The following is a 22,272-nucleotide window of genomic DNA, read 5'->3' on the forward strand; positions in this document are numbered from 1 at the left end:
ATGATAAAAATAGCGATTACAGACGATCATCCCTTGTTGCTTGAAGGATTGAAAAACATTATCAACGCGCATGAAGATTTTGAAGTTGTCGGCATGTATTCTAGCGCAACCGAGCTGTCGAAGAATATTGCTGTAGACATGCCAATGGTACTGCTCCTCGATATTAATCTACCGGACGCTAATGGAATAGATTTAGTTAAAGGCCTGAAAGAGAATAACAATGGTCTGAAAATAATCGCGTTTAGTGTACACAATGAATTTGCTGTCATCAATAGTATTCTAAACGAGGGAGCCGATGCCTATTTACAGAAAAATGCAAATGGCGATGAAATACTGACTGCTATTTCACATGTTATTGTTGGAAAGCGCTATATCTGTGAGAAAACCCAGACTATTTTGAATAAGAAATCGGAGATAGGGCTAAAGCAGGTGCCAAAATTGACACGTCGTGAAAAAGAAGTGCTCAGTTTCGTAGCGAAAGGTATGACAACTAATCAAATTGCTGAATCTCTCTTTATCAGTTCGCACACAGTAGAAAGTCATCGCAAAAATCTAATGGAGAAATTTCAAACGAAGAGCGTTACTGCCGCTGTAAAATCTGCCCTGGAATATGGTTTAATTCGAGAATCTTAAATGGAATTACCAATTCCCTGATTTCAGGGGTGAAAAAAGCGCTATTTGATTGATATTTTTGATCTCGTTATTTTAAATCTCGCTATTTTTAGGTTGAACGTGTCAAACTCCAATATTGAAAACTAAACACATACTTTATGTCAAAAAGGCAAATAGTTTCATTAGCTGAATTGTAGGATTTTTATACTGAGTTTGCTTCAGCCATAAATAGTGTGGTATAGGTTTCTGTTGGCGTATCCAACGCGATAGATTTAATTCATTGGAAGACTAGGGTTCCCTTTTGACGGGTATTAGATAGGCAACTCACACTTATAGATTGAATCGATATGATAAAAAAGACAATAGTTTGGACGATAGGGATTGTTATACTTTTGATAATTACCGTATGGGGAATATACATACTCAGGCAGCAAGAGTCTTACAAATCATTGGTCCATAAAGAAAGTAAAGCATTATTAACGGTATCATTGGATGATATTTTGTTGAATCAGTTTTTTAATAAATGGAAGATATCACAAAAAGAAAGTTTGAATTTCGGCAAAAGGCTAAGTAAACTTCAAGATAATGGCATTGACATTAAAGCGAATGTCTTTCTTTTTACTTTGGAGGAACATCCAAAAAATTTTTATGCTTTTTTTCAGCTAAAGGATAAACAGCAATTCTTATTTTTTCTAAAAGAAGTCATACAAGTAGATTCTATCGAAAGAGGCGCCGATTCCGGGATGACGTATGCGTATGATCGGGCGAATAAAATGGCATTTTTGTGTAGAGGAAATGATTTATTGATTGGTGTAGGTTTTGATCTTGATGATAAGAAGGAAGAGATGCTGCAGCTCATTCAATCAAAAGGCGATATGGTGACTATCAAACAATTTATCGCCGATCCGAGCACACTTACCGGCCAATCGGTACGTTATAGTGATTTATCCACTAACAATTATGTTGAATTCACATTGAAAGGTGATCAAGTTGATGTTTATGGTGAATTTACCTCAAAAAATTGGAACTTTCCGAAAGAGTTCATTGTCAGGGAACTTGCATCGACACAATATATTGCAAAAGCTTGGGTCAATATCCCTACGAATCAACTGAAAAATAAACTAAAACAAGCGTTTGCAGAATTTCCGATGATGACCGATTCTCTTATCACACATTTGGACGGTAGTTATATTGATATTGAAATATTAAAAAATAAGGTAACTCAGACGGATACTATTGTCAATTATGCGGTTGATGAGAATTTCGAAACGGTCGAAGAGAAAACGCTATATAACACACTTGTTCCAGAAGTAAGAATTACCATGGGGGGTGATAGTAACCTCAACAAGTTTCTGCCAGATAAGCTGTTCTACCAATGGTTTAAAAAGCAAGATAGGGGATTCAGTATGTTGTCGACATCGCAAGACGTAAACAGACTAAACGGGAACTATAAGAAGACTGATGAGTTATCTCATGTTGCGATTCATCTGGCGGACTGGCCAAATGAAGTCAAAGTGTCGCCTATTTTAGGACTGAAAACCCTTGTTTCAGATCTCATCCTTAGTCTAAAAGTCGTAAAACAGGATCGATTGGTTCTGGAAGGTACTCTAAAAGACTATTCGCATTAAAACGTATAAAGGACAAACTTTCTCGACTACTTAATGGTTTGTTGTTGAGATAAAACGCGAAAATATGGATATCAGAACTAAGAGTAGCAGTAAAATAAAAACGTATTGGCGAATTTTGAAAAGTACTGTTGCGGGATTTCTCAATGAAGATTCAATGAAGTACAGTGCGTCACTATCTTATTATACGGTTTTCTCGATCGGTCCAATATTCGTTCTAATCATTGCCTTGGCTGGAATTTTTTATGGAGAGGATGCCATTGAGGGGAGGGTGTTTATGGAGTTACGCGGTTTTGTGGGGAATAGTGCTGCTAAGCAGATTCAGGAGGTTATTCAGAATTTACAATTGTCAGGAAAGTCAAATCTGGCATTGCTGATCAGTAGTGTTACCTTAATTTTAGGGGCAACAACAGTTTTTGGGGATATCCAAAATTCCATCAACAAGATTTGGCACGTACGCGCGAAGCCAAAGAAAGGTTGGTTAAAGTTAATTCAGGACAGACTTTTGTCTTCATCATTGGTTATAGGATTGGGATTCTTGCTGGTTGTTACACTTATTATTAATGGTGTGATTTTGGCATTAATGGATCAGCTGCAGCGTTATTTTCCAGATATGACAGTTATGTTAGTGAACGGGATTAACTTTGGTTTATCCTTTGGAACTATTTTTCTTTTGTTCAGTGTCATATTTAAAATACTGCCGGATGTCAATATTCACTGGCGAACGGTTCGTGCTGGCGCTTTATTTACCTCAATTTTATTTGTGGTAGGCAGGTACTTAATCGGGGTGTATTTAGAACATTCGGCTACACAAGATACTTATGGTGCAGCGGGCTCGTTTGTGTTGATCTTGTTATGGGTTTATTATACAGCCGCTATCTTATATTTTGGTGCTATTTATACCAGAGAATATGCGACTGTAATGGGTATTCCAATAGAACCTTCGCCATATGCTGTTCATGTCGAAACTCAGGAAATCGAACGAGATATTGCTGAAATTCCTCCAGCTCCACTAACACAACAAGAACAAACTATAGTGATAGAGGAAGCTGCAAAGTATCCAAAAAAATAATAGCTGTTGAATAGAAACACTTCTATATACGCTGAGCAAAAATGGGACGAAGCGTATATGCAGGAAACTTTATTCAAATGAGTAGAACTATTTAAATCCGATGCGATAATCACAAGTGACTTCGCTAAAATAGCAACCAATGTGGTTTCCCCGCCTGCGGGGGACACCACATTGGTTCTTTTATTTTATTAACTTAGGAAGTCAGTCCACTTTTGTTCAGATTCTGCTGAAGCAAGTACAGTTGTTAAAAACTTCATGCCCCGGACACCATCACTTACGGTCGGGAAGTCAGTCTCTTCTTCTGTCGGAACTTTACCTTCCATGGACGCTAAAAGTGTAGTTGCAAAATTTCTATAGATATTGGCAAATGCTTCAATATATCCTTCTGGGTGACCAGCAGGTAAGCGTATATTATGTTGTGCGAGTGGTGAAAGGTATGGTTGGCCCGCTCTAAAAAGCTGAGTCGGCTGATTGATATGTTTGACGATTAGTGTATTGGCATCTTGTTGGTTCCATTCTAAACCGCCTTCCTCACCATATACTCTAATTTTTAAGGCATTTTCTTCTCCGGCAGCGACCTGCGAGGCAGATAACACTCCTGTTGCACCGTTTTCAAATCGAAGTAAAATATTGCCGTCGTCTTCCAGTTTTCTGCCGTCGACGAAAGTTTGTAAGTCGGCACACATTTTAGTTATTTTCAGGCCTGAGATATATTCTGCTAAATGTGCTGCGTGCGTTCCGATATCACCCATACATCCGCTTTTTCCACTTTTTTCGGGATCTGTGCGCCAGAATGCCAGTGAGAGGCCGTTTTCGATGAGTTTACTGAGCCAACCTTGTGGGTACTCAACCATAATCTTTCTGATTGGACCTAGTCGACCTTCCTTCACCAGTTGACGGGCCTGTTTTACCATTGGATAAGCGGAGTATGTGTATGTCACACAGAGTGTTAATCCGGTTTCTTCCACTTTTTCTTGAAGTAAACGTGCTTGTTCAAGTGTTAAAGTCATCGGTTTTTCGAGGACGACATGAAAGCCATGGTCTAAAGCCATCATTGCCGGTTCAAAATGAGCAAAGTTAGGGGTGACGATGCTGACGAAGTCCATGCGTTCTTGCGCAGGGCGCTTGCTTTCTTGGAAGATCATTTCCTGATAACTTCCATAACTTCTTTCTTTTGGAAGTCCCAAAAGTAATCCAGATTCTTTTGCAACAATAGGATCAGAGTTTAGCGCTCCACAACATAATTCAATATGGCCGTCGATTCCGGCCGCCATACGGTGAACAGCACCAATAAAAGCATTTTTTCCTCCGCCTATCATACCCATTTTAAGTTTTGTAGTGCTCATAAAGTTAAATTTATAATGACGAGATCATTTATTTTACAAACCCAATAGTTTGCGATTGAGGCTATCATTTGTTTCTACTGCCGCGAAATTATCGAATGCCTTATCGGTAACCCGTATAATATAGTCTTTAATGTGCAGGGCACCTTCCCGAGCACCATCTTCAGCATTTTTAAATGCGCACTCCCATTCGAGTACAGCCCAGCCTTTAAAATCATACTGTGTAAGTTTGGTAAATATGGCTTTAAAGTCCACTTGTCCATCGCCAATTGATCTAAATCTACCAGCTCTGGCTTGCCAGTTCTGGTAGCCACCATACACACCCTGACGGCCAGAAGCTGTAAATTCAGCATCTTTAACATGAAACATCTTAATTCGCTCGTGATAGATGTCAATAAATTCGAGGTAATCGAGGCATTGAAGGACAAAATGGGAGGGATCATAAAGGATGTTTGCCCGTTTGTGATTATTTACGTTTTCGAGAAATAGGTCGAAAGTAACACCATCGTGCAAGTCTTCGCCCGGATGTAATTCATAACAGAGATCGACATCATACTGCTCGCATTCATCGAGTATGGGTAACCATAATTTGGCAAGTTCCGCAAATCCTGTCTCAATCAGGTTGGCTGGCCTTTGTGGCCAAGGGTATATAAATGGCCACAATAATGCGCCACTAAAGGTTGCTAATGCTTTCAGTCCAAGATTATGAGAGGCCTGTACGGCATATTTTAATTGTTGTATGGCCCACTGTTGTCGGGCTTGAGGATCGTGATGTACCTGCTGTGGTGCAAAAGCATCAAAGAGATCATCAAAACTTGGGTTTACAGCGATTAGTTGCCCTTGAAGATGGGTTGAGAGTTCCGTGATTTCCAATCCATAGGACTGTACTTTAGCTTTTAGGTCGAGTGCATAGCTTTTATCGCACGCTGCTTTTTCTAGATCAATAAAACGAGCATCTAAGGTTGGCAACTGAATACCTTTATAGCCGAGCGCTGAGGCCCATTGGCAGATATTTTCTAAGGAATTAAACGGGGGTTCATCGCCGATAAATTGTGCGAGAAAGATGGCAGGACCTTTAATTGTTGTCATATTTATTACGTTTAGAAAAGACCATATCTCAGACTGAAAAGATTTATATTCTGATTAGTTTGAAGCAATGATTTAGTCTCTAGTTTATACTATTATAATCTGGTTATTCAAGTTACGTACTTGTTTAATACAATATTACAAAAATTCGCAACCGGTTGCAATTAAATCAAAAAAAAACCTTAAACTTGTTTAGGGAGTCTATTCTACTTTGGTGGTGGGGCGGATAAGCCCTCGGTGCAGGGTAAGTTTACCGACAAACTTTGCAATGTTTTATGTTGGAAAATAACTCATTTTTAAAAGGGAGTTTTCCAACAAGTAATAACCAATTAAACCAACTACAACTACATGGCTAATAATGTATATGATGCTATTGTCATCGGGTCTGGAATCACTGGTGGCTGGGCAGCGAAGGAACTAACAGAGCGGGGCCTTAAAACCATAATGTTAGAAAGAGGACGCAATATTGAACATATTAAAGATTATCCATCCCCCAACAAAGATCCATGGGATTTTCCACATAGTGGCCGTGTACCATTGGATATTGTGCAGCACTATTTGCCATTTGGAATTAAAAATCAATGGATAAACGAAGGAAATATTGATTTCTGGACCAATGAAACTGAAAGTCCATATAAGGAAATAAAACCCTTTAATTGGTTCAGAGGTTATCAGGTTGGAGGGCGGTCGCTTATGTGGGGGCGGCAGAGTTATCGTTTGTCGGATATTGATTTTGAAGCTAATAGCAAAGATGGTTACGGTATAGATTGGCCTGTACGTTATCGGGAAATAGCGCCCTGGTACAGTTACGTAGAGAAATTTGCCGGCATCTCTGGTAATAAAGACGGAATAGCAGTGCTGCCCGACGGTGACTTTATGCCGCCGATGGATATGAACGTTGTGGAAAAAGATCTTGCTGCACGACTGAAATTGCATTACCAAGGCAAACGGCATTTTATAATTGGTAGGGTCGCCAACATAACAGTTCCGCATCATAACCGCATTAATTGCCAATACCAAAATAAATGCTGGCTTGGCTGTAATTTTGGCGCTTATTTTAGCACACAATCTGCAACATTACCTGCTGCGATGAAAACAGGGAAATTAACGTTACGTCCATTTGCCATCGTAAAGAATATTATTTATGACCCTGATACGCAGCGAGCTAAAGGAGTTGAAATAGTTGATGCGGAAACGAATCAGACGTATGAATATTTTGCCAAAATTGTTTTTGTATGTGCGTCGACTTTAAATTCCACCTGGTTATTAATGAATTCCGCTACTAATATATGGGAACATGGTCTCGGAAGTAGCAGTGGGGAGCTGGGGCATAATTTAATGGATCACATGTTAAATAGTGGTGCTGGCGGAAGCGTAGAGGGATTTGAAGACAAATATATTTTTGGACGAAGGGCTAATGGATTATATGTTCCCCGATTCGTTAATGTTCCCGGAGATCGTACGAAGAGAGATTATGTTCGTGGTTTTGGTTATCAGGGCGGTGCTTCAAGGCCACAATGGACGGGTGAGGTGGACAATATGAGCGTGGGCGGGGCCTGGAAAGATGCTATTACTGAGCCTGGCGGCTGGAAAATTGGATTCACTGCTTTCGGGGAAATACTGCCATACCACGATAATAGAGTCGTATTGGATTCGTCTATTCGCGATAAATGGGGACTTCCTGTATTAGCAATAGATGCAGCGATCAAGGAGAACGAGCGGAAGATAAGACGCGATGCCAGTAATGAAATGGTGGAAATGTTAACATCAATTGGTGTCAAAGATGTAAAGACCTACGATAATGGGTTCAGTATGGGGCAGGGAATTCACGAAATGGGAACAGCACGAATGGGCAATGATCCAAAAACATCCGTATTGAACAAATTTAATCAAGTATGGGATGCAAAAAATGTTTTTGTGACAGATGGGGCATTTATGACTTCTTCATCATGTGTGAATCCATCACTAACGTATATGGCATTTACCGCAAGGGCGGTAGATTTTGCCGTCAATGAGCTAAAAAAAGGAAATCTTTAATCTTTTCAAATTCTACCGCCCCCGTTAGCTTAATTGACTGCGGGGTCAATTAGTGAAGTGGTTAAACTCATAAACTTTAAAAGATTTTTGTTATCAAAGATTAGCGTTGTAAAATGCGTTCCCGTTTTCATGGTCAGGCTAGTACCGCCAGGGTAAGCGCTTCCATCATCAAGCATCTTCTGTTTGACTTCGTGACGACTGAATTTTGAGAGTGCATCCTGGAGGGTTGTTTTGTTCATTGCTAGATCGAAAGGTAGCCCCTCGACAACCAAAAACTTATCTTCAGGAATATCAAAAAAAAGTTCATTAACAGTTTTGTCATCGCCGTAATTGCTATACAGTTCTAAACCAGATTTAGTGATCCATTTTGCATACTTTTCCTCATTGGCATCTTCATAAAACTCCGTTTTGACATCCAACGCCGTAGCAATTTTATCCACTGTCTGCGGAAATATAAATTCTCGATTTTTATTTAACATGGTCCGTAGATCCACTTTGTTTTGGGCAAAAGCAGTTGTCGCAAGCAGTAGAGGAATCATGTTTAATGCGAAGCCTTTTATTTTTATCATCATCTTGTTGTGTATTTGAAGTTTTATATTTCAATGCAATTAAAATAATTAAACGGATAAAAATATACAATAGTATACTATATCTTTTTTTTAAAATCCACTAGACGTTCACCTATGGAGATTCAGATAGATAATGGGATTGTATTCTATTATTTAATTTAGCCCCAAAAGTGAATATAATAGGTCTTTTTTATTGCTGGCGATAGGAATAATTTTTCCATTCGAAAGCTGAACGATATTTCCATTTAGCGACTGAATATAATCTGTATTGACAATGAATGCTCTGTGAATTCGAAAGAAACTGGAATTGTGTAAAATTTCTTCCATGGCTTTCAAGGTGGATAATGTCTGGTTCGTACCATTAAGCGTGACAATGGTCAGGTAATTGCCCTGAGCCTCGATATAAACAATATCCTTTAGCATTAATCTGATAAACTTACTTTCACTTTTTATGAAAATTCGATCTGTTTTTACGGGACTATTTTTTAGCTTTTTAAGCGTATCTAGTTGTTCCTTTACTCTATTTACAGCCTTTAAAAACCGATCGAAACGAACCGGCTTAATGAGGTAATCCGCCGCTCCTTTTTCAAATCCGTCAATGGCAAAATGCCGATGTGCTGTGATAAAAATAAAGATGGGTTGCTGCGCTAGGGTTTCCAATAGGTCTAAGCCCGTCAACTTGGGCATTTCAATATCACTAAACACCAAATCAATGGGATTATCTTGCAAGAAGCTCATGGCCTCGACTGGCTTTCCGAATGTTTTTCTCAGTTCCAGAAAGGGTATTTGATTGACGAAATCCGTAATGAGTTCAATTCCTAAAGGCTCGTCATCAATGACGATGCAGCTATACTTTTCAATCATGCTGTAATGTGATATTTAATACAACTTTAAATTCACCGCCAGTATCTGTGATTTGGAGATCGCTCTTTGTCGGATAAATGAGATGGAGGCGTTTTCTTAAATTTTTAATACCGATACCTTTAGACGGAGCTATTTTTGTTCTATCTAAATTATCATAGTCATTTTTAATTTCAAAAATAAATTGATCTTTGGTAATGCTAATAAAAAGTTGGACAAATGAGTCCTCTTCATTTTTAAGTCCGTATTTAAAGGCGTTTTCGATTAGATTAAATGTCAATAATGGCGCAATTGTTAGGCAAGCAGCATGCTGTCGGCCTTCGATTTTCAATACAATTTTATAGTTTTGCGGATGCCGCATTTTTTCCAGTGAGAAGTAATTCTCAATAAAATCGAGCTCTTTGCTTAAGGAGACATATTCTGTATCCGAGTCATATAACGTGTATCCCATTATTTCGGATAAATTTAAAACAACCTCCGGCGCTGTTGGATCTTTTTTCATGGTCAAACGATAGAGATTATTAAGCGTATTGAATAGAAAATGTGGATTAAGTTGAGCTTTCAGAAAGTCCTTTTCTACTTGGATGTTTTCCAGTGACAACTTTAACTTCTGCTCTTGAATTCGCATCCTGTCTTTGTTTATTCTTCTCATATCAATTAATATTTTGGTAAAGAAAAAAGGAGACATCGAATAGATAGCAGATAATGCATTTAATGCAATCACCTTGAAACTGAAAACTGACCAAAGATTCGGAATGAAGTTTTTTTCTTTGCCCATTAATGGGTATAAATTAGATAGGTCATAACCATATTTGTAGGCTAGTACATAAAAAAGATTATTAATAAATAACCAAATAAAAATACATACCGGCGATGCTACAAACGGTAATATCCATAATTTTGAATTTCGCGCATAGGGTATGATCCAATAAAAAAAGAGATAAAATACAACAAGTGATGAAATCAGGACGCGGATCGATAAAAATAAGGATTGATTTGGCGGAATTGCTAACACATAGTAGTAGTTGCAGAACAGGAGCACCGTAAATATGAACCACATACCAAAATGTAACATGATTCGAACACTCGGCGTATAAAATGTTTCAATATTCTTTGTTTTAACGAAGGGATCTACCTGAGCGATAAATTTGGCAAGCTTATACTTTTTCATTGACCCTTATTTATTTTAATTTAGTAGCTCGTTGAGCTGCAAAGATAAAAATTGTTAACATTTATAATCTTCCGTTTTCCTCCATATTACTAGATTCCATTTTTTTCGCCTTAAACGCCGTGCCTTTTTTGAAATTATATAGTAAGGAGATGGAGCAAACCCGTGATTGTTCTTTGTGACTTATCCAAATTTTAGTATCGTTGAAATAACTTGTTGCTGTATAGTTATTCGTATAAAAGATATCACTGATGCTTGCCTTGGCCACCAATTTATCTTTAATAAACTTTTTTTGGATCCCTAAATCTACCGACCCTATGGCTTTAGTTATAATATTTCCAATTAACATTTGAGGTGTATAGAATGCATTTATATTAATACTATAGCCTTTGCCACATGTAATTTCCTGTTCCGTCTGTACGAGGAAAGAGGCTTTTTTTAAATTAAAGTTTGGAGAAGTGGAGCGGGTATGTGTGAACAGAATGGTATTCGTACTTGACCAGAAGGACAAGAAGTTTACCGGCACACTGATGGTAGCGGTCAATACCTTTTGAGTACCGACGTTGTCTTTAATGACGGTCAATAGCTCTTCTTGTGCCTGGTTGCGGATGATTTGTGATATGGCGTTTTTTGTCTGTGAATAATTTAATGCACTATAGTACTTTTCCTTCCACATCCCACCAATTTCTATTGAATTTGTAAATTGTGGTCTCAAATAGGGGTTTCCTGTTTGCACGGAATAATTATCTATATAATATTTATATGGATTCAAATCAAAGTATGAAGGACGTCTAATTCTTCGATTGTAGGAAAAAGTAAGGTAGTTGCTTCCTTCCATATTTAGATCTTTCTTCAGAAAGATGCTTGGAAACCAATTAAAATAATGTTGTAAAAGATCTGCCTGCTGTGCTCCCCAAAGTCGTCCCTGAACGATGGATTTCTCGCCTCTAAGTCCCAATTGATAATCAATTTTTGCCCATTTTCCCGTGTAATTTGCGTAGGTTGCATAAATTCTTTCTTTATAAGCGAATTCGAAATCGAGAGCTGGACTTGGTGTCCAATGTTGATCGAAGACCTGAGAATTATTGGTGTTTATGATATCTGTCGCTGTAGACTTTAAGCCAATAGATAAATTGTTTCCGTTTTTTACTATCCAGTTGTATTTCGCTTCGCCCGTAAATATTTTTGCTGTACTTGGATAATCTAATCTAAACAACGTATCGCTAATCACGCTACCAGTTGCATTCCAATCCGTGCTGTTGCTGATACTATTTCCAGTGCGTTTATTATGCGTATAATCGGCGATTATAGTGACTTTAGAGTGTAAACTGTCTGTTTCCCGAGCATAATTGAATCCAAGGTTTTGATAATTGGATTTCGATTCGGAAGGAAAACTGCCCGACGAAATGATATTTTTAGCTGGATCTTCGTAGCGCACTGTCGCACGGGCGGCGGAGGGCCCCGTAAAATTACTGTATTGGCCCGTGTAGGCTAATCCGAAAGATTCCCTTTTCGAGCGATCATATGTCACAACTGTTCTTATTCGGCTATTATTGTTTGTTTGTGTATTGTCTGTTGTTTGACTGTATAGACCATTATTGGGAAAGTTTCTCTGTTGTTTTAGTTCTTCATAGGATTTAGCGTGAGCGTAAGCATAGCTTGCGGTTAAACCAATTTTGCCCTTTCGATAATTTAAAGCGGTGTAAGGATTGTATGAGGCATATTTTCCGAGGCCTAGTCCATAGTCATTACCGATATAGCCATTGATTCCTTGCTTATCGTTTTTCTTCAAAATAATATTAATTATGCCACCGCTGCCTTCTGCATCAAATTCCGCTGAGGGATGCGCCATGATTTCAATGCTTTGGATATCACTGGAACGTAATGACTGAAGGTAATTCTTAAGATCGCTTCCTGCCAGATTAATACTTTTTCCGTCTACAAGAATGCGTGTGCCCATTATCCCGTTAATTGAAATTTGGCCGTTATTAACAAACACTCCTGGTGCTATTTTAAGCAAATCTAATGCTGATTTTCCAACAGCATTGGCTGTTTGCCCCACATTCATGATGAGACGGTCGATTTTTCGCTGTATGATCGGTCTGCGATGGTTTACCGTTACTTCATCTAGCACGAGGTTGGTTAAGCGTGATTTGGGAACTACAAATGCCATGGTTTCATTCGATTCCTTAATATCGATTTTTTGCTGCATTTTGAGTATTTTTTCAATATGAACTGAAGCGAGGTATGTTCCTTTTTCGTTGATGAATAACTGAAAGTTTCCATACTCATCGGCTATTTTCTCTATTGATGTATCTTTCATTGCATGTAATGGCTTAAATGAAACGGTCGCGTAGGGGACTGGATTTCCAGATTGATCGGAGACCTTTCCGATGACTGTGCTTTGAGCGAATAGCAAACTGTTAGTGAAAAATGTGATAAGAGTTACTACTATTAATTTGTTCATAAGTTTCGAATAATTACCCAAAGCTATATTCAACGATGTTTTTATTCAATTTTTTGGGATATATATTGGTTTTTTCGGGACGAAAGGAGTAAATTTAATGATAAGCTATTTTGAAATCTAAAGCTTTAGTTTTAATAATATGGCAAAGCTTTAGAAATAATTGCCTCGAAAACAAATTGGTGTATTGAACAGTTATAAATTAAGTGTACTTTCACAGCGTTTTTTAATAATGAAAGATATCCATTCTTTATGATCACAACCAAATATTTCAACTATAGGCAAATATTCAATTTAGCAGGGGCACATTTGATATGGCTTACACTTTGGTGCTCACTCGTGGCGGTTATCTATTATTTTTTTAACTGGCAGTGGATGATAATTCCGTGGGTTCCCTTGGCATTGATCGGGACGGCTGAAGCATTCTACGTTGGTTTTAAAAACAATCAGGCCTATGATCGACTTTGGGAAGCCCGAAAAATTTGGGGTTCAATTGTTAATTCTAGCCGGTCATTTACAGCTATGTTATATGCCTTTAACACCGAAAATGGTGATTCTACCGATTTAGTAGAACGGAGAAAAAGGATTGCTTACCGTCATATTGCCTGGCTGTATACGTTGAGGGAGCAATTGTTGGTCCCAACGGAATGGGAGCACATTAGTTTGAAAAAATATATTGGTTCTATGAATGTTAAAAGAAACAGACTTATAAAGGCTGGTTTTCCTGATTACAGTAGGACATCTATTTTTTTGAATAAATATCTTTCTACTGCGGAATTCAATGCACAGCGTCAATACAAAAACTTTGCGACATATTTGATTTCCCAACAAGCTAGGGAAGTAAATGCCTTGAAAAATGATAAGGTCATCTCTGATTTCAATCAAACTCAATTACAGAACTGTTTAAACCAATTTTATGATTATCAGGGGCAGGCAGAGAGAATCAAAAAATTTCCTTCGCCGCGGCAGTTTGCGAGTACAGCATTTGTGTTCAATGTTATTCTTATCATTCTGCTTCCATTGGGTTTAGTGAATGAATTTGCGAAATTGGGAGATTGGGGTATATGGACGAGTATTCCTTTTTGTGTGGTCATAGGATGGATTTATATTGTGATGGAACTGGTGGGTGACTATACCGAAAATCCTTTTGGAGGACTGATGTTTGATATACCGATGCTATCGATCTGTAGAACCATTGAGATTGATATGTTGCAGATCATAGGAGACGAAGATATTCCAGAGCCAATTGCTTCAAAAAATGGAGTTTTAGTTTAGGTTTCTACAGCATTATAGCTATGGTATTTTTGACTTCGGCGATCATAAATGAGCTATGCGTGCTTGCGATATGTTTTAGACTGGTCAATTTCGTTAACATAAAATTACGATAGTCTGCCATATCCTGCACACATATTTTTAATATATAGTCGAAATCTCCACTCACATGAAAGCATTCTGTTACTTCCTGAAGGTTCATAACCTCTTTTTCAAAATGTAAGATAAATTCTTTTTTATGTTGCACTAATTTAACGTGACATAATACCAAGAAATCTTTGTCTATTTTGCGTTTATCAAGTACTGCAACATATCCTTTAATAATTCCCGTATTTTCGAGTTTACGTACACGTTCGTAGACTGCTGTTGCTGATAAGTTAAGTTTGTGGGAAAGCTCTTTGGTTGTTTGTTTTGCGTCTTGTTGTAGGAGGAGCAGTAGTTTTCGGTCAATTTCATCGAAATGCATAGATTTATTTTTGGTTTAATGATTCTTTTTTTAAATCAAATAGATTTTTTCACTAACGATCCTTTATATGATAGATTTATACTCTAATATAGCTATAATTTATTGTAATCTAATTTAAAATTCCCCAATTTTAAAGATAAAAACATGGAAGATTTTAACGCTGCAAATGAAATTCAAGATTTGCAATATTTTGGTGAGTTTGGAGGTGTGAATCCGTCGATATCGGACAGTTCTACTTATACATTTCTTTCGGCTAAAACGATGTTTGATACGTTCGAAGGAAATGGGGAAGGATGTTATCTTTATTCGAGACATTCATCTCCAATGAATTTATACTTAGCGCAGGCATTGGCAAAAATGGAAAATACCGCTGCAGCTAATGTAACATCTTCTGGGATGGGGGCCATAACTACGGTTCTCTTACAGCTCTGTAAAAGTGGCGACCATATTATTTCAAGCAGGACGATCTATGGGGGAACGTATGCTTTCCTTAAAAATTTTCTCCCACCTTTCCAAATTGAGACGACATTTTTGGATATTGATGATTTCGAAGCATTAGAAAATTCGATAAGACCCAATACAAAAATTTTGTACTGTGAAAGTGTGAGCAATCCGTTGTTGCGTGTGGCGGATCTGAGGAGGTTATCGACTCTCTGTAAAAAGTATAAGCTAAAATTGATTGTTGACAACACCTTTTCTCCTTTGTCAATTTCACCTATACGGTTGGGCGCTGATATTGTCATTCATAGCTTAACAAAGTTTATCAACGGTAGCAGCGATAGCGTTGGTGGTGTGTATTGTGCAAGTCAGGAATTTATCGACGAAACCAAAAACGTGAATAGCGGAGCTTGCATGTTGATGGGACCAACAATGGACAGCCTACGCTCGGCGAGTATACTGAAGAATTTGCGCACACTTCATATACGGATGAAACAACATAGCTATAACGCCCTCTATTTAGCCGAGCGGTTTGAGCAAGATGGATTGAAGATTTCTTACCCTGGACTGAATTCTCACCCCAATCATGAGTTAATGAAGAGCATGATGCATGAGGCGTATGGATTTGGTGGTTTAATGACGGTGGACGTGGAAACGACTGAGAGAGCTAATGAGCTGATGGAGTTGATGCAGGCTGAGAATTTAGGATATCTTGCTGTGAGTTTAGGTTTTTACAAGACACTATTTTCCTGCTCGGGTAGTTCGACCTCATCTGAAATCCCTGAGCAGGAACGTTTAACGATGGGGATTTCAGATGGATTGATCAGATTCTCGATTGGTTTAGATGACGATATTGAGCGGACTTATAGGAAAATGAGGGCATGTATGCAAAAAGTTGGCATATTGTAATGATCATCACTTAGAAAAACTTTAAGACATTATGTCATGTTTTGAATGCATGGAAGGAAATTTCGCTATCAAATGGGGTTGAAATAGAATCAATTGTCACGAGCACATCAGTATTTCGAGCGTAAGCTGCTAGAGGTGCAACGATATATCTTTTGGCATATCATTAGCGGTTCAACATATGTATTTCGTACAATATGGCAAAAAGACTTCTATTCATTTTATTCCTATTCATCGTAGGGGATTTCTATTTTTTTCAGGCTTTCATTACCGTTGCTAAAAGTTCAGTTTTTCACAGCATATATTGGTGTCTGGATTTATTGTTGCTTCTTGGAGTTTTCGCTCTATTTTTCTTGCGGAAGGCAGGTTATGAAATCCAGCGGTCAGCGACCAGTTTGATTACGGCATTTTTGATTGTTTTTATACCTAAATTGATCGCTATTCCATTTTTGCTCCTCGAAGATCTTACGCGTATTTTCCGCTCTTATCCGCCGCGTAGTGTTCTTTTGAGCGAGATCGTCCTACTCTGTGCGGTGCTCATGCTACTGATTATTTTTTTCGGGCTAACGAGAGGTCGTTATTTTTATAGAGTACGAGAAGAAATTGTGAGTTTTCCAGATCTCCCGGAGGCGTTTAACGGCTTTAAAATTACGCAACTATCAGATATCCATTCCGGGAGTTTATCCGATATGAAAAGAGTGCGTAAAGGTATTGAGTTAGCGAATGCTCAGAACAGTGATCTTGTATTGTTTACTGGCGATTTGGTCAATAATAGGGCTTCTGAAATGGAGCCATGGGTTTCAGAATTTAATCGATTGCAAGCTCCTTTCGGCAAGTTTTCAGTTCTTGGAAATCACGATTATGGGGATTATGTGCAATGGGATAGTGTCGAGTCAAAAATTTCAAACCTGAATAGACTTAAGGAAATTCACCATGAAATGGGATTTAAATTATTACTGAATGAATCAATAGCAATTGAAAAGCAAGGAGATCGTATTTCTCTCATTGGCGTTGAAAATTGGGGTAAAGGTGGATTTCATCAGTACGGCGATCTTGCTAAGGCTACTATTGGATTGAATAAGGATACTTTCAAAATTTTGATGTCTCATGATCCTTCCCATTGGGATCATGTTACCTTGGCTCACGATCAACATGTCCATTTAACCCTCGCTGGGCATACACATGGTATGCAGTTTGGGATCGAATTGTTTGGATTTAAATGGAGTCCAATTCAATATTTCTACAAACAGTGGGCGGGGCTGTATCAAAAGCACGGGAAATATCTCTATGTCAATCGTGGATTTGGTTTTCACGGTTTGAGAGGTCGAATAGGGGTATGGCCTGAAATCACTGTTGTTACCTTGAGAAAAAGCGATTAGACGCAATAGATAGTCAAAAAAACGCTAGTAAGATATGCGTTCTAATAGGCTCATATCTTACTAATGGAAATATTACTGACGACCTCAAAATCTGACATTCGATAATCGTCGTCAAAGAATAACCCATTTATATACCGTTGTATGGGGTAGAATAAATCTGCGGGCGCGTTACCGAAAAAGGTTTTAAAATCATTCGGAATAGAATACAATTTATTGTATTGACCTTTCCCCAAGCTGATACCACCGATTTTTTTCAAATAACCGGTTATTTTGTGTTTATGTTGATCAGAAAATATTTCTGTTGTTTCGACAAAATAATCTTCAATATAAAAATTACGGATGTCCTGAAGTTTGAGGGCACTTTTTGGATCTGGTTTAATGCGTCTAGCGTAGGAGACATCCACTAAAGTGCAGCTGGCTTTTTGTACCTTTGAAACATCAATAAAATATCCTTCATCAACCATCAGATGTTTACTGTCTTTATATATCCCTAGCAGCATCTCATTGATCTCCCGGTCGGAGTAATCCGATATATTAGAAGATCTTCCTAACTTCTCAAATGCAAGGCCACTATTACTCCAATGTTTTCTAATTCTATTAAGCTCGTGCTGTTGAAAAGTTTTTATTTTCTCCATAAATACTTTGTATAATTTATCTTTAGGAATTTTAAAGATAAATCTAAAACTTCACTTTCGTTAATTTTCAAGGACGTTAAGTGTAATTTGAAACAAATCTAATTTAACAGAATCCACGTTTCATACGTTTAAAAAATATTAACGATCGAATTTCAGTGTATTTGGAGACTAGAAACAGTCTTATTAAGGGCATTTTATTGAGCCGCTACGCTGCAACAGCTATTTTGTTCCTTTAATCTGTATATCCAATGTGAACTCGTCGTCTATTGCTCGGTTGCCTAAATCGGAGAAGAAACTCGCAGAACGATACTGTATATCAAAATCCAAACGATTTACTTTTACGCCGACAGCTTCTGCGGCTAGACCATCTACCGTCGTGGTGACTTTTGCCGGAAATGATATTGATTTTGTTTTATTCTTGATCGTAAGATTACCTGTTATGATTGGGTTTGCTTTGCTATTGTCAACTTTACTGATGACAAATTTCGCGGTGGGATAGCTCGGGACATTAAAGAAATCTTCATTTTTTAAATGTCCCGTCAATTTGGGAGCATCAGTACACGCCATGGAATTCATATCTATTGTAAAGTTACCGGCTATGATTTTTCCTTTATCGGTTTGTATGCTGCCTTCTTGTAGATTTATAATTCCTACATGTCCACCGACGACTTTTTTGGCGCTCCATTTGATCTTCGAAGATTGGGTATTCACCTTGTAATCGATTTTTTGGGCAAAAGCCATAGATGTAAAGCAAAGAACAGCCAGCGTTAAATTGATTCTTTTCATTGAAATGATTTATATGTACTCAAATATACACGGTCTTTTGCTTAATGTATATGTTGAAACTTACTTTTTTGTTTGTCGAATGTCAATATTCCAATTCGGCTTCTTCATTCATCAGCATGACCTATTAACTTTACACCAGTTAAATGAGGATCGAAATCATTTTCGTATCCAAATGTGGTCTATAAAAAAAGATGATATGATTAAATCGAAAGGTTATGCGGCAAAAGACAGTACTTCTCCACTTGAATACTGGGAATTTGAAAGAAGGGAGCTGGGTGCGAACGATGTATTAATAGATATCTTGTATAGTGGAATCTGTCATTCAGATATTCATCAAGTGCATGATGAATGGGGCGGTACACACTACCCGATTGTACCAGGGCATGAGATTGTCGGCCGCATTAGTGCGGTTGGTGCTGAGGTAACTAAATTTAAAAAAGGTGATCTCGCCGGTGTAGGCTGCATGGTTGCCTCGTGCGGTACTTGCGAAAACTGTAAAGCAGATCAACAACAATTTTGCTCAGAAAAGAAGACCGTCTGGACCTATAATAGCAAAGATGTAATGCATGATCACAGCTATACATTTGGTGGTTACAGCAATAATATTGTAGCGGACGCAAATTTCGTGCTTCATGTGCCAGAATCGTTGGATATTAAAAAAGTTGCCCCATTGCTTTGCGCCGGGATTACAACATATTCTCCATTAAAAAGATGGAATGTCAGCAAAGGCCATAAAGTTGGTGTATTGGGACTAGGTGGATTAGGGCATATGGCTGTCAAGATTGCGGTAGCGATGGGGGCAGAAGTTACCATGATTAGTCATTCGCCACGTAAAAAAGACGATGCGGCTTTGCTTGGCGCGCATAAGTTTTTAAATACGCACGAGGCCAATGAGATCAACGAGTTTTCGTCGTATTTTGATTTCATTATTGATACAGTATCGGCTCCTCACGATTACAACCTCTATTTGGCCCTGCTGAAAACCAAAGGGGTTTACATTTGTGTTGGAATTCCTGCTGCTCCTATGGAGATTAATGGCCGGTCCATTATGGGGGGCAATAAGGTCCTAACGGCGTCCAGTATTGGCGGAATACAAGAAACTCAGGATATGCTCGATTTTTGTGCAGAGCATAATATTCTGCCCGAGACAGAAATGATCGATATTGACTATGTCAATGAGGCTTACCAAAGGGTATTGGACAGTGATGTTAAATATCGATTTGTAATAGACATGTCATCTATCGAAAAGTAAGATATATAAGGGTCGACTCTCATTAGAGTGACCCTTTTTTCTACCCATCATTCGTTACTCCTCCACCGGCGAATGTTCGTTTTCCGCTAGAGTATTGCCCCAGATGCCTAATTGGAGCTTCGTTGTTTTATTAGTTCTTAAAACAGAGAATTCTTAAATTCTTCTTCCGGAATTATGCTCCTTATATTGCATTGGAAGATTGTTTTGTGTACGCCAGTGCTATGTTTTCCGAATTCGTTTTATGACAATTTTATGTGACAGGTTTTTGCGCGAGCGCGCTTCTAATAATGTAACTTTAATTTCTACACAGCGGTGTGATCCAGTTTTTTTAATAAATGGAACAATAAATAAATTGAATGAAAAAGATAGAAATACAACACACAGATTTGCAGATAGCACCACTAAATTTCGGTGGAAATGTTTTTGGATGGACGCTGAACGAACAACAGTCGTTTGAGATTTTAGACCAATTTGTAGGCGCAGGATTTAATTTTATTGATACGGCGGATACCTATTCGTGGTGGGTAAATGGCATAGGGGGGCAATCCGAGGAAATAATTGGTAAATGGTTGAAGAGCCGTGGCAATCGACAGGATATGGTAATTGCTACGAAAGTTGGCTCAGAAACTCAAGAGCATGGTTACGATATTTCAAAAAAACATATTTTAAAATCTGCTGATGATTCTTTGAGACGATTGGGAGTAGATCATATTGATTTGTACTACACTCATTTTGATGATAAGTTAACACCAGTGGAAGAGACACTATCGGCCTATGATGAACTAATTAAAGCGGGTAAGGTTCGATATATTGCAGCATCTAATTTGTCGCCAACAAGATTGATTGAAAGCTTTGATGCTGCCGAGAAGAATGGTTTACCAAAATATGTGGCCTTGCAACCACATTACAATCTCGTTGAAAGATCAAGTTTTGAAACAGATTACGCTCCATTGGTCGAAAAGTATGGTTTAAGTGTATTTCCCTATTGGTCACTTGCGGCTGGTTTTTTGACTGGTAAATACCGAACAGAAGCTGACTTCGACAATACTACTCGCGGCGGTGGGATAAAGAAGTATTTCGACAATAAAGGAAAAGCTGTCCTTAAAGCGTTAGACTCGATTGCTGAAAAACATGGAGTACAGCAGGCTACTGTCGCATTAGCTTGGTTATTGGCCAAACCGTTGATCACAGCACCAATCGTAAGTGCTACAAGTGCGACCCAATTGGAAACATTATTTGCTGCTCCAACGCTTAAATTGGATACAGAAGATATTCAATTGTTGAATGAAGTGAGTAAATGATAACTCTCGGTTTTATCTTTTAAGAACGCTTTGGTTCCCAAGTAATTTTTAAAATCTCCATCCTTCGTGGAGATTTTTTTATTTACTGCTGGGGTTGCAACAAATTAGCCAAGTAGCTATTTACCAAAAATATTGCAGTTTGTTTTAATAAACACTATAACTGATTATAGTTTTATTTAACTTCGGATTTTCAATTTTAATATGGATTTTAATGCGCTATTTTCGAAAAAAAATGCCCTTGATCGTCTTTCGGAAAAGGATATCTTACAGACCCATGACTATCTTGAGTTTGTAAAAGCTTTTTCGCGGATCACCTACCAAAGTATTTACCTGATAGATTATCAAAGTAAAGGCTTTGAATACGTTTCTGATAATCCTCTTTTTTTAGCTGGTTTGACCGCTATGGAAGTAATGGAAATGGGATATGCTTTTTATGAGAAATATGTTCCTGCTGATGATTTTCAGATGCTTATCAATATCAACGAAGCGGGGTTTGCCTTTTATGAAAAAATACCCATTGAAGAGAGAAAATTATACGTTATATCTTATGATTTTCAAATACAAAATGCTCCAAATAGACCATTTTTGATTAATCATAAGTTGACGCCTGTCTTTTTAACAGAGGAGGGAAAAATATGGAAAGCCATTTGTATTGTTTCGTTATCCACCAATGTTTCTTCAGGGAATGTAGTGATCGAGAAACTTCATACTGATTTATTATGGGAGCTAGACCTGTTAACAGGAAAATGGACATCCCGAAATAAGATAAATCTCACAGCGCGCGAAATAGAAATATTGCGCTTTTATCATCGTGGACTTAGTATTCATGAAACATCCGAACGAATTTTCGTTTCCATCGACACGGTGAAATTTCACCGGCGGAAATTGTTTGAAAAGCTAGGAGTAAGTAATATGAATGAGGCACTCATCATTGCACTGAACAATCGGTTATTGTGATGATGAATGGAGTTGTGATCTCCAAAAAGAAGCTGTCTCAAAT

At 38.0% G+C, this 22,272-nt stretch carries 19 protein-coding genes; 10 read left to right on the plus strand and 9 right to left on the minus strand.

Annotated elements, in window-relative coordinates; genetic code table 11:
• From B3E00_RS10450 to B3E00_RS10460, 3 genes are all read left to right on the plus strand, one after another.
• Positions 1 to 633 carry a response regulator gene (locus B3E00_RS10450; RefSeq protein WP_293888148.1) on the plus strand — a complete coding sequence of 211 codons (633 nt, stop codon included), beginning with the start codon at positions 1 to 3 and terminating at the stop codon, positions 631 to 633.
• Between the two features lie 326 nt (positions 634 to 959).
• Entirely contained in the window at positions 960 to 2,240 is a 1,281-nt protein-coding gene (locus B3E00_RS10455; protein ID WP_293938364.1) for a hypothetical protein, read from the plus strand.
• A gap of 64 nt (positions 2,241 to 2,304) precedes the next feature.
• Positions 2,305 to 3,309: a YihY/virulence factor BrkB family protein gene (locus B3E00_RS10460; RefSeq protein WP_293938365.1), complete on the plus strand. Its 1,005-nt coding sequence runs from the start codon at positions 2,305 to 2,307 to the stop codon at positions 3,307 to 3,309.
• Between the two features lie 188 nt (positions 3,310 to 3,497).
• Here B3E00_RS10460 and B3E00_RS10465 read toward each other — a convergent pair whose 3' ends face one another.
• A complete protein-coding gene (locus tag B3E00_RS10465) occupies positions 3,498 to 4,655 on the minus strand; it encodes a Gfo/Idh/MocA family protein (RefSeq protein WP_293938366.1) in 1,158 nt (385 codons plus the stop codon).
• Between the two features lie 33 nt (positions 4,656 to 4,688).
• On the minus strand, positions 4,689 to 5,741 hold the full coding sequence (locus tag B3E00_RS10470) for a sugar phosphate isomerase/epimerase family protein (protein WP_293938367.1): 1,053 nt from the start codon (positions 5,739 to 5,741) through the stop codon (positions 4,689 to 4,691).
• Between the two features lie 345 nt (positions 5,742 to 6,086).
• Here B3E00_RS10470 and B3E00_RS10475 point away from each other — a divergent pair, with 345 nt between their 5' ends.
• Positions 6,087 to 7,775 (plus strand): GMC oxidoreductase, encoded by a 1,689-nt coding sequence (locus tag B3E00_RS10475; protein WP_293938368.1) that lies wholly within the window; start codon positions 6,087 to 6,089, stop codon positions 7,773 to 7,775.
• Between the two features lie 29 nt (positions 7,776 to 7,804).
• Here the strand turns inward: B3E00_RS10475 and B3E00_RS10480 are convergent, their stop codons facing one another.
• The 4 genes from B3E00_RS10480 to B3E00_RS10495 form a co-directional block, all read right to left on the minus strand.
• Positions 7,805 to 8,347 carry a hypothetical protein gene (locus tag B3E00_RS10480; protein ID WP_293884556.1) on the minus strand — a complete coding sequence of 181 codons (543 nt, stop codon included), beginning with the start codon at positions 8,345 to 8,347 and terminating at the stop codon, positions 7,805 to 7,807.
• 150 nt (positions 8,348 to 8,497) lie between these two features.
• A complete protein-coding gene (locus B3E00_RS10485) occupies positions 8,498 to 9,208 on the minus strand; it encodes a LytR/AlgR family response regulator transcription factor (RefSeq protein ID WP_293884557.1) in 711 nt (236 codons plus the stop codon).
• Positions 9,201 to 10,376: a sensor histidine kinase gene (locus B3E00_RS10490; protein WP_293884558.1), complete on the minus strand. Its 1,176-nt coding sequence runs from the start codon at positions 10,374 to 10,376 to the stop codon at positions 9,201 to 9,203. Before B3E00_RS10490 ends, B3E00_RS10485 begins: the two co-directional genes overlap by 8 nt.
• Before the next feature lie 61 nt (positions 10,377 to 10,437).
• The gene (locus B3E00_RS10495) at positions 10,438 to 12,840 is read right to left on the minus strand and encodes an outer membrane beta-barrel protein (RefSeq protein WP_293938369.1); all 2,403 of its coding nucleotides are present in this window, start codon (positions 12,838 to 12,840) and stop codon (positions 10,438 to 10,440) included.
• Positions 12,841 to 13,089: 249 nt separating this feature from the next.
• Between B3E00_RS10495 and B3E00_RS10500 the strand changes: the two genes are divergently transcribed.
• Entirely contained in the window at positions 13,090 to 14,112 is a 1,023-nt protein-coding gene (locus B3E00_RS10500; protein ID WP_209579183.1) for a bestrophin family protein, read from the plus strand.
• A 4-nt stretch (positions 14,113 to 14,116) separates the two neighbouring features.
• Here B3E00_RS10500 and B3E00_RS10505 read toward each other — a convergent pair whose 3' ends face one another.
• The gene (locus B3E00_RS10505) at positions 14,117 to 14,575 is read right to left on the minus strand and encodes an Lrp/AsnC family transcriptional regulator (RefSeq protein WP_293884560.1); all 459 of its coding nucleotides are present in this window, start codon (positions 14,573 to 14,575) and stop codon (positions 14,117 to 14,119) included.
• A 144-nt stretch (positions 14,576 to 14,719) separates the two neighbouring features.
• Here B3E00_RS10505 and B3E00_RS10510 point away from each other — a divergent pair, with 144 nt between their 5' ends.
• The gene (locus B3E00_RS10510; protein ID WP_293884561.1) at positions 14,720 to 15,922 is read left to right on the plus strand and encodes an aminotransferase class I/II-fold pyridoxal phosphate-dependent enzyme; all 1,203 of its coding nucleotides are present in this window, start codon (positions 14,720 to 14,722) and stop codon (positions 15,920 to 15,922) included.
• A 194-nt stretch (positions 15,923 to 16,116) separates the two neighbouring features.
• On the plus strand, positions 16,117 to 17,298 hold the full coding sequence (locus B3E00_RS10515; RefSeq protein ID WP_293884562.1) for a metallophosphoesterase: 1,182 nt from the start codon (positions 16,117 to 16,119) through the stop codon (positions 17,296 to 17,298).
• 50 nt (positions 17,299 to 17,348) lie between these two features.
• Here the strand turns inward: B3E00_RS10515 and B3E00_RS10520 are convergent, their stop codons facing one another.
• Complete coding sequence (locus B3E00_RS10520) at positions 17,349 to 17,933, minus strand: hypothetical protein (RefSeq protein ID WP_209579187.1); 585 nt, start codon at positions 17,931 to 17,933, stop codon at positions 17,349 to 17,351.
• Between the two features lie 219 nt (positions 17,934 to 18,152).
• On the minus strand, positions 18,153 to 18,719 hold the full coding sequence (locus B3E00_RS10525; protein ID WP_293884563.1) for a YceI family protein: 567 nt from the start codon (positions 18,717 to 18,719) through the stop codon (positions 18,153 to 18,155).
• A 196-nt stretch (positions 18,720 to 18,915) separates the two neighbouring features.
• Between B3E00_RS10525 and B3E00_RS10530 the strand changes: the two genes are divergently transcribed.
• The 3 genes from B3E00_RS10530 to B3E00_RS10540 all read left to right on the plus strand — a co-directional run bounded on the left by B3E00_RS10530 (position 18,916) and on the right by B3E00_RS10540 (position 22,229).
• Positions 18,916 to 19,971 (plus strand): NAD(P)-dependent alcohol dehydrogenase, encoded by a 1,056-nt coding sequence (locus B3E00_RS10530; RefSeq protein ID WP_293888142.1) that lies wholly within the window; start codon positions 18,916 to 18,918, stop codon positions 19,969 to 19,971.
• 356 nt (positions 19,972 to 20,327) lie between these two features.
• Positions 20,328 to 21,272, plus strand: coding sequence for an aldo/keto reductase (locus tag B3E00_RS10535; protein WP_293938370.1), 945 nt, complete (start codon positions 20,328 to 20,330; stop codon positions 21,270 to 21,272).
• A gap of 201 nt (positions 21,273 to 21,473) precedes the next feature.
• Positions 21,474 to 22,229, plus strand: coding sequence for a response regulator transcription factor (locus tag B3E00_RS10540; protein WP_293938371.1), 756 nt, complete (start codon positions 21,474 to 21,476; stop codon positions 22,227 to 22,229).
• The last annotated feature ends 43 nt before the right edge of the window (positions 22,230 to 22,272 follow it).

It is taken from the genome of Sphingobacterium sp. UBA5996 (assembly GCF_002429765.1).
GTDB lineage: Bacteria > Bacteroidota > Bacteroidia > Sphingobacteriales > Sphingobacteriaceae > Sphingobacterium.

Coding starts and splice junctions, on each gene's coding strand:
- B3E00_RS10450 (WP_293888148.1), top strand. CDS start 1: ATGATAAAAATAGCGATTACAGACGATCATCCCTTGTTGCTTGAAGGA.
- B3E00_RS10455 (WP_293938364.1), top strand. CDS start 960: ATGATAAAAAAGACAATAGTTTGGACGATAGGGATTGTTATACTTTTG.
- B3E00_RS10460 (WP_293938365.1), top strand. CDS start 2,305: ATGGATATCAGAACTAAGAGTAGCAGTAAAATAAAAACGTATTGGCGA.
- B3E00_RS10465 (WP_293938366.1), bottom strand. CDS start 4,655: ATGAGCACTACAAAACTTAAAATGGGTATGATAGGCGGAGGAAAAAAT.
- B3E00_RS10470 (WP_293938367.1), bottom strand. CDS start 5,741: ATGACAACAATTAAAGGTCCTGCCATCTTTCTCGCACAATTTATCGGC.
- B3E00_RS10475 (WP_293938368.1), top strand. CDS start 6,087: ATGGCTAATAATGTATATGATGCTATTGTCATCGGGTCTGGAATCACT.
- B3E00_RS10480 (WP_293884556.1), bottom strand. CDS start 8,347: ATGATGATAAAAATAAAAGGCTTCGCATTAAACATGATTCCTCTACTG.
- B3E00_RS10485 (WP_293884557.1), bottom strand. CDS start 9,208: ATGATTGAAAAGTATAGCTGCATCGTCATTGATGACGAGCCTTTAGGA.
- B3E00_RS10490 (WP_293884558.1), bottom strand. CDS start 10,376: ATGAAAAAGTATAAGCTTGCCAAATTTATCGCTCAGGTAGATCCCTTC.
- B3E00_RS10495 (WP_293938369.1), bottom strand. CDS start 12,840: ATGAACAAATTAATAGTAGTAACTCTTATCACATTTTTCACTAACAGT.
- B3E00_RS10500 (WP_209579183.1), top strand. CDS start 13,090: ATGATCACAACCAAATATTTCAACTATAGGCAAATATTCAATTTAGCA.
- B3E00_RS10505 (WP_293884560.1), bottom strand. CDS start 14,575: ATGCATTTCGATGAAATTGACCGAAAACTACTGCTCCTCCTACAACAA.
- B3E00_RS10510 (WP_293884561.1), top strand. CDS start 14,720: ATGGAAGATTTTAACGCTGCAAATGAAATTCAAGATTTGCAATATTTT.
- B3E00_RS10515 (WP_293884562.1), top strand. CDS start 16,117: ATGGCAAAAAGACTTCTATTCATTTTATTCCTATTCATCGTAGGGGAT.
- B3E00_RS10520 (WP_209579187.1), bottom strand. CDS start 17,933: ATGGAGAAAATAAAAACTTTTCAACAGCACGAGCTTAATAGAATTAGA.
- B3E00_RS10525 (WP_293884563.1), bottom strand. CDS start 18,719: ATGAAAAGAATCAATTTAACGCTGGCTGTTCTTTGCTTTACATCTATG.
- B3E00_RS10530 (WP_293888142.1), top strand. CDS start 18,916: ATGATTAAATCGAAAGGTTATGCGGCAAAAGACAGTACTTCTCCACTT.
- B3E00_RS10535 (WP_293938370.1), top strand. CDS start 20,328: ATGAAAAAGATAGAAATACAACACACAGATTTGCAGATAGCACCACTA.
- B3E00_RS10540 (WP_293938371.1), top strand. CDS start 21,474: ATGGATTTTAATGCGCTATTTTCGAAAAAAAATGCCCTTGATCGTCTT.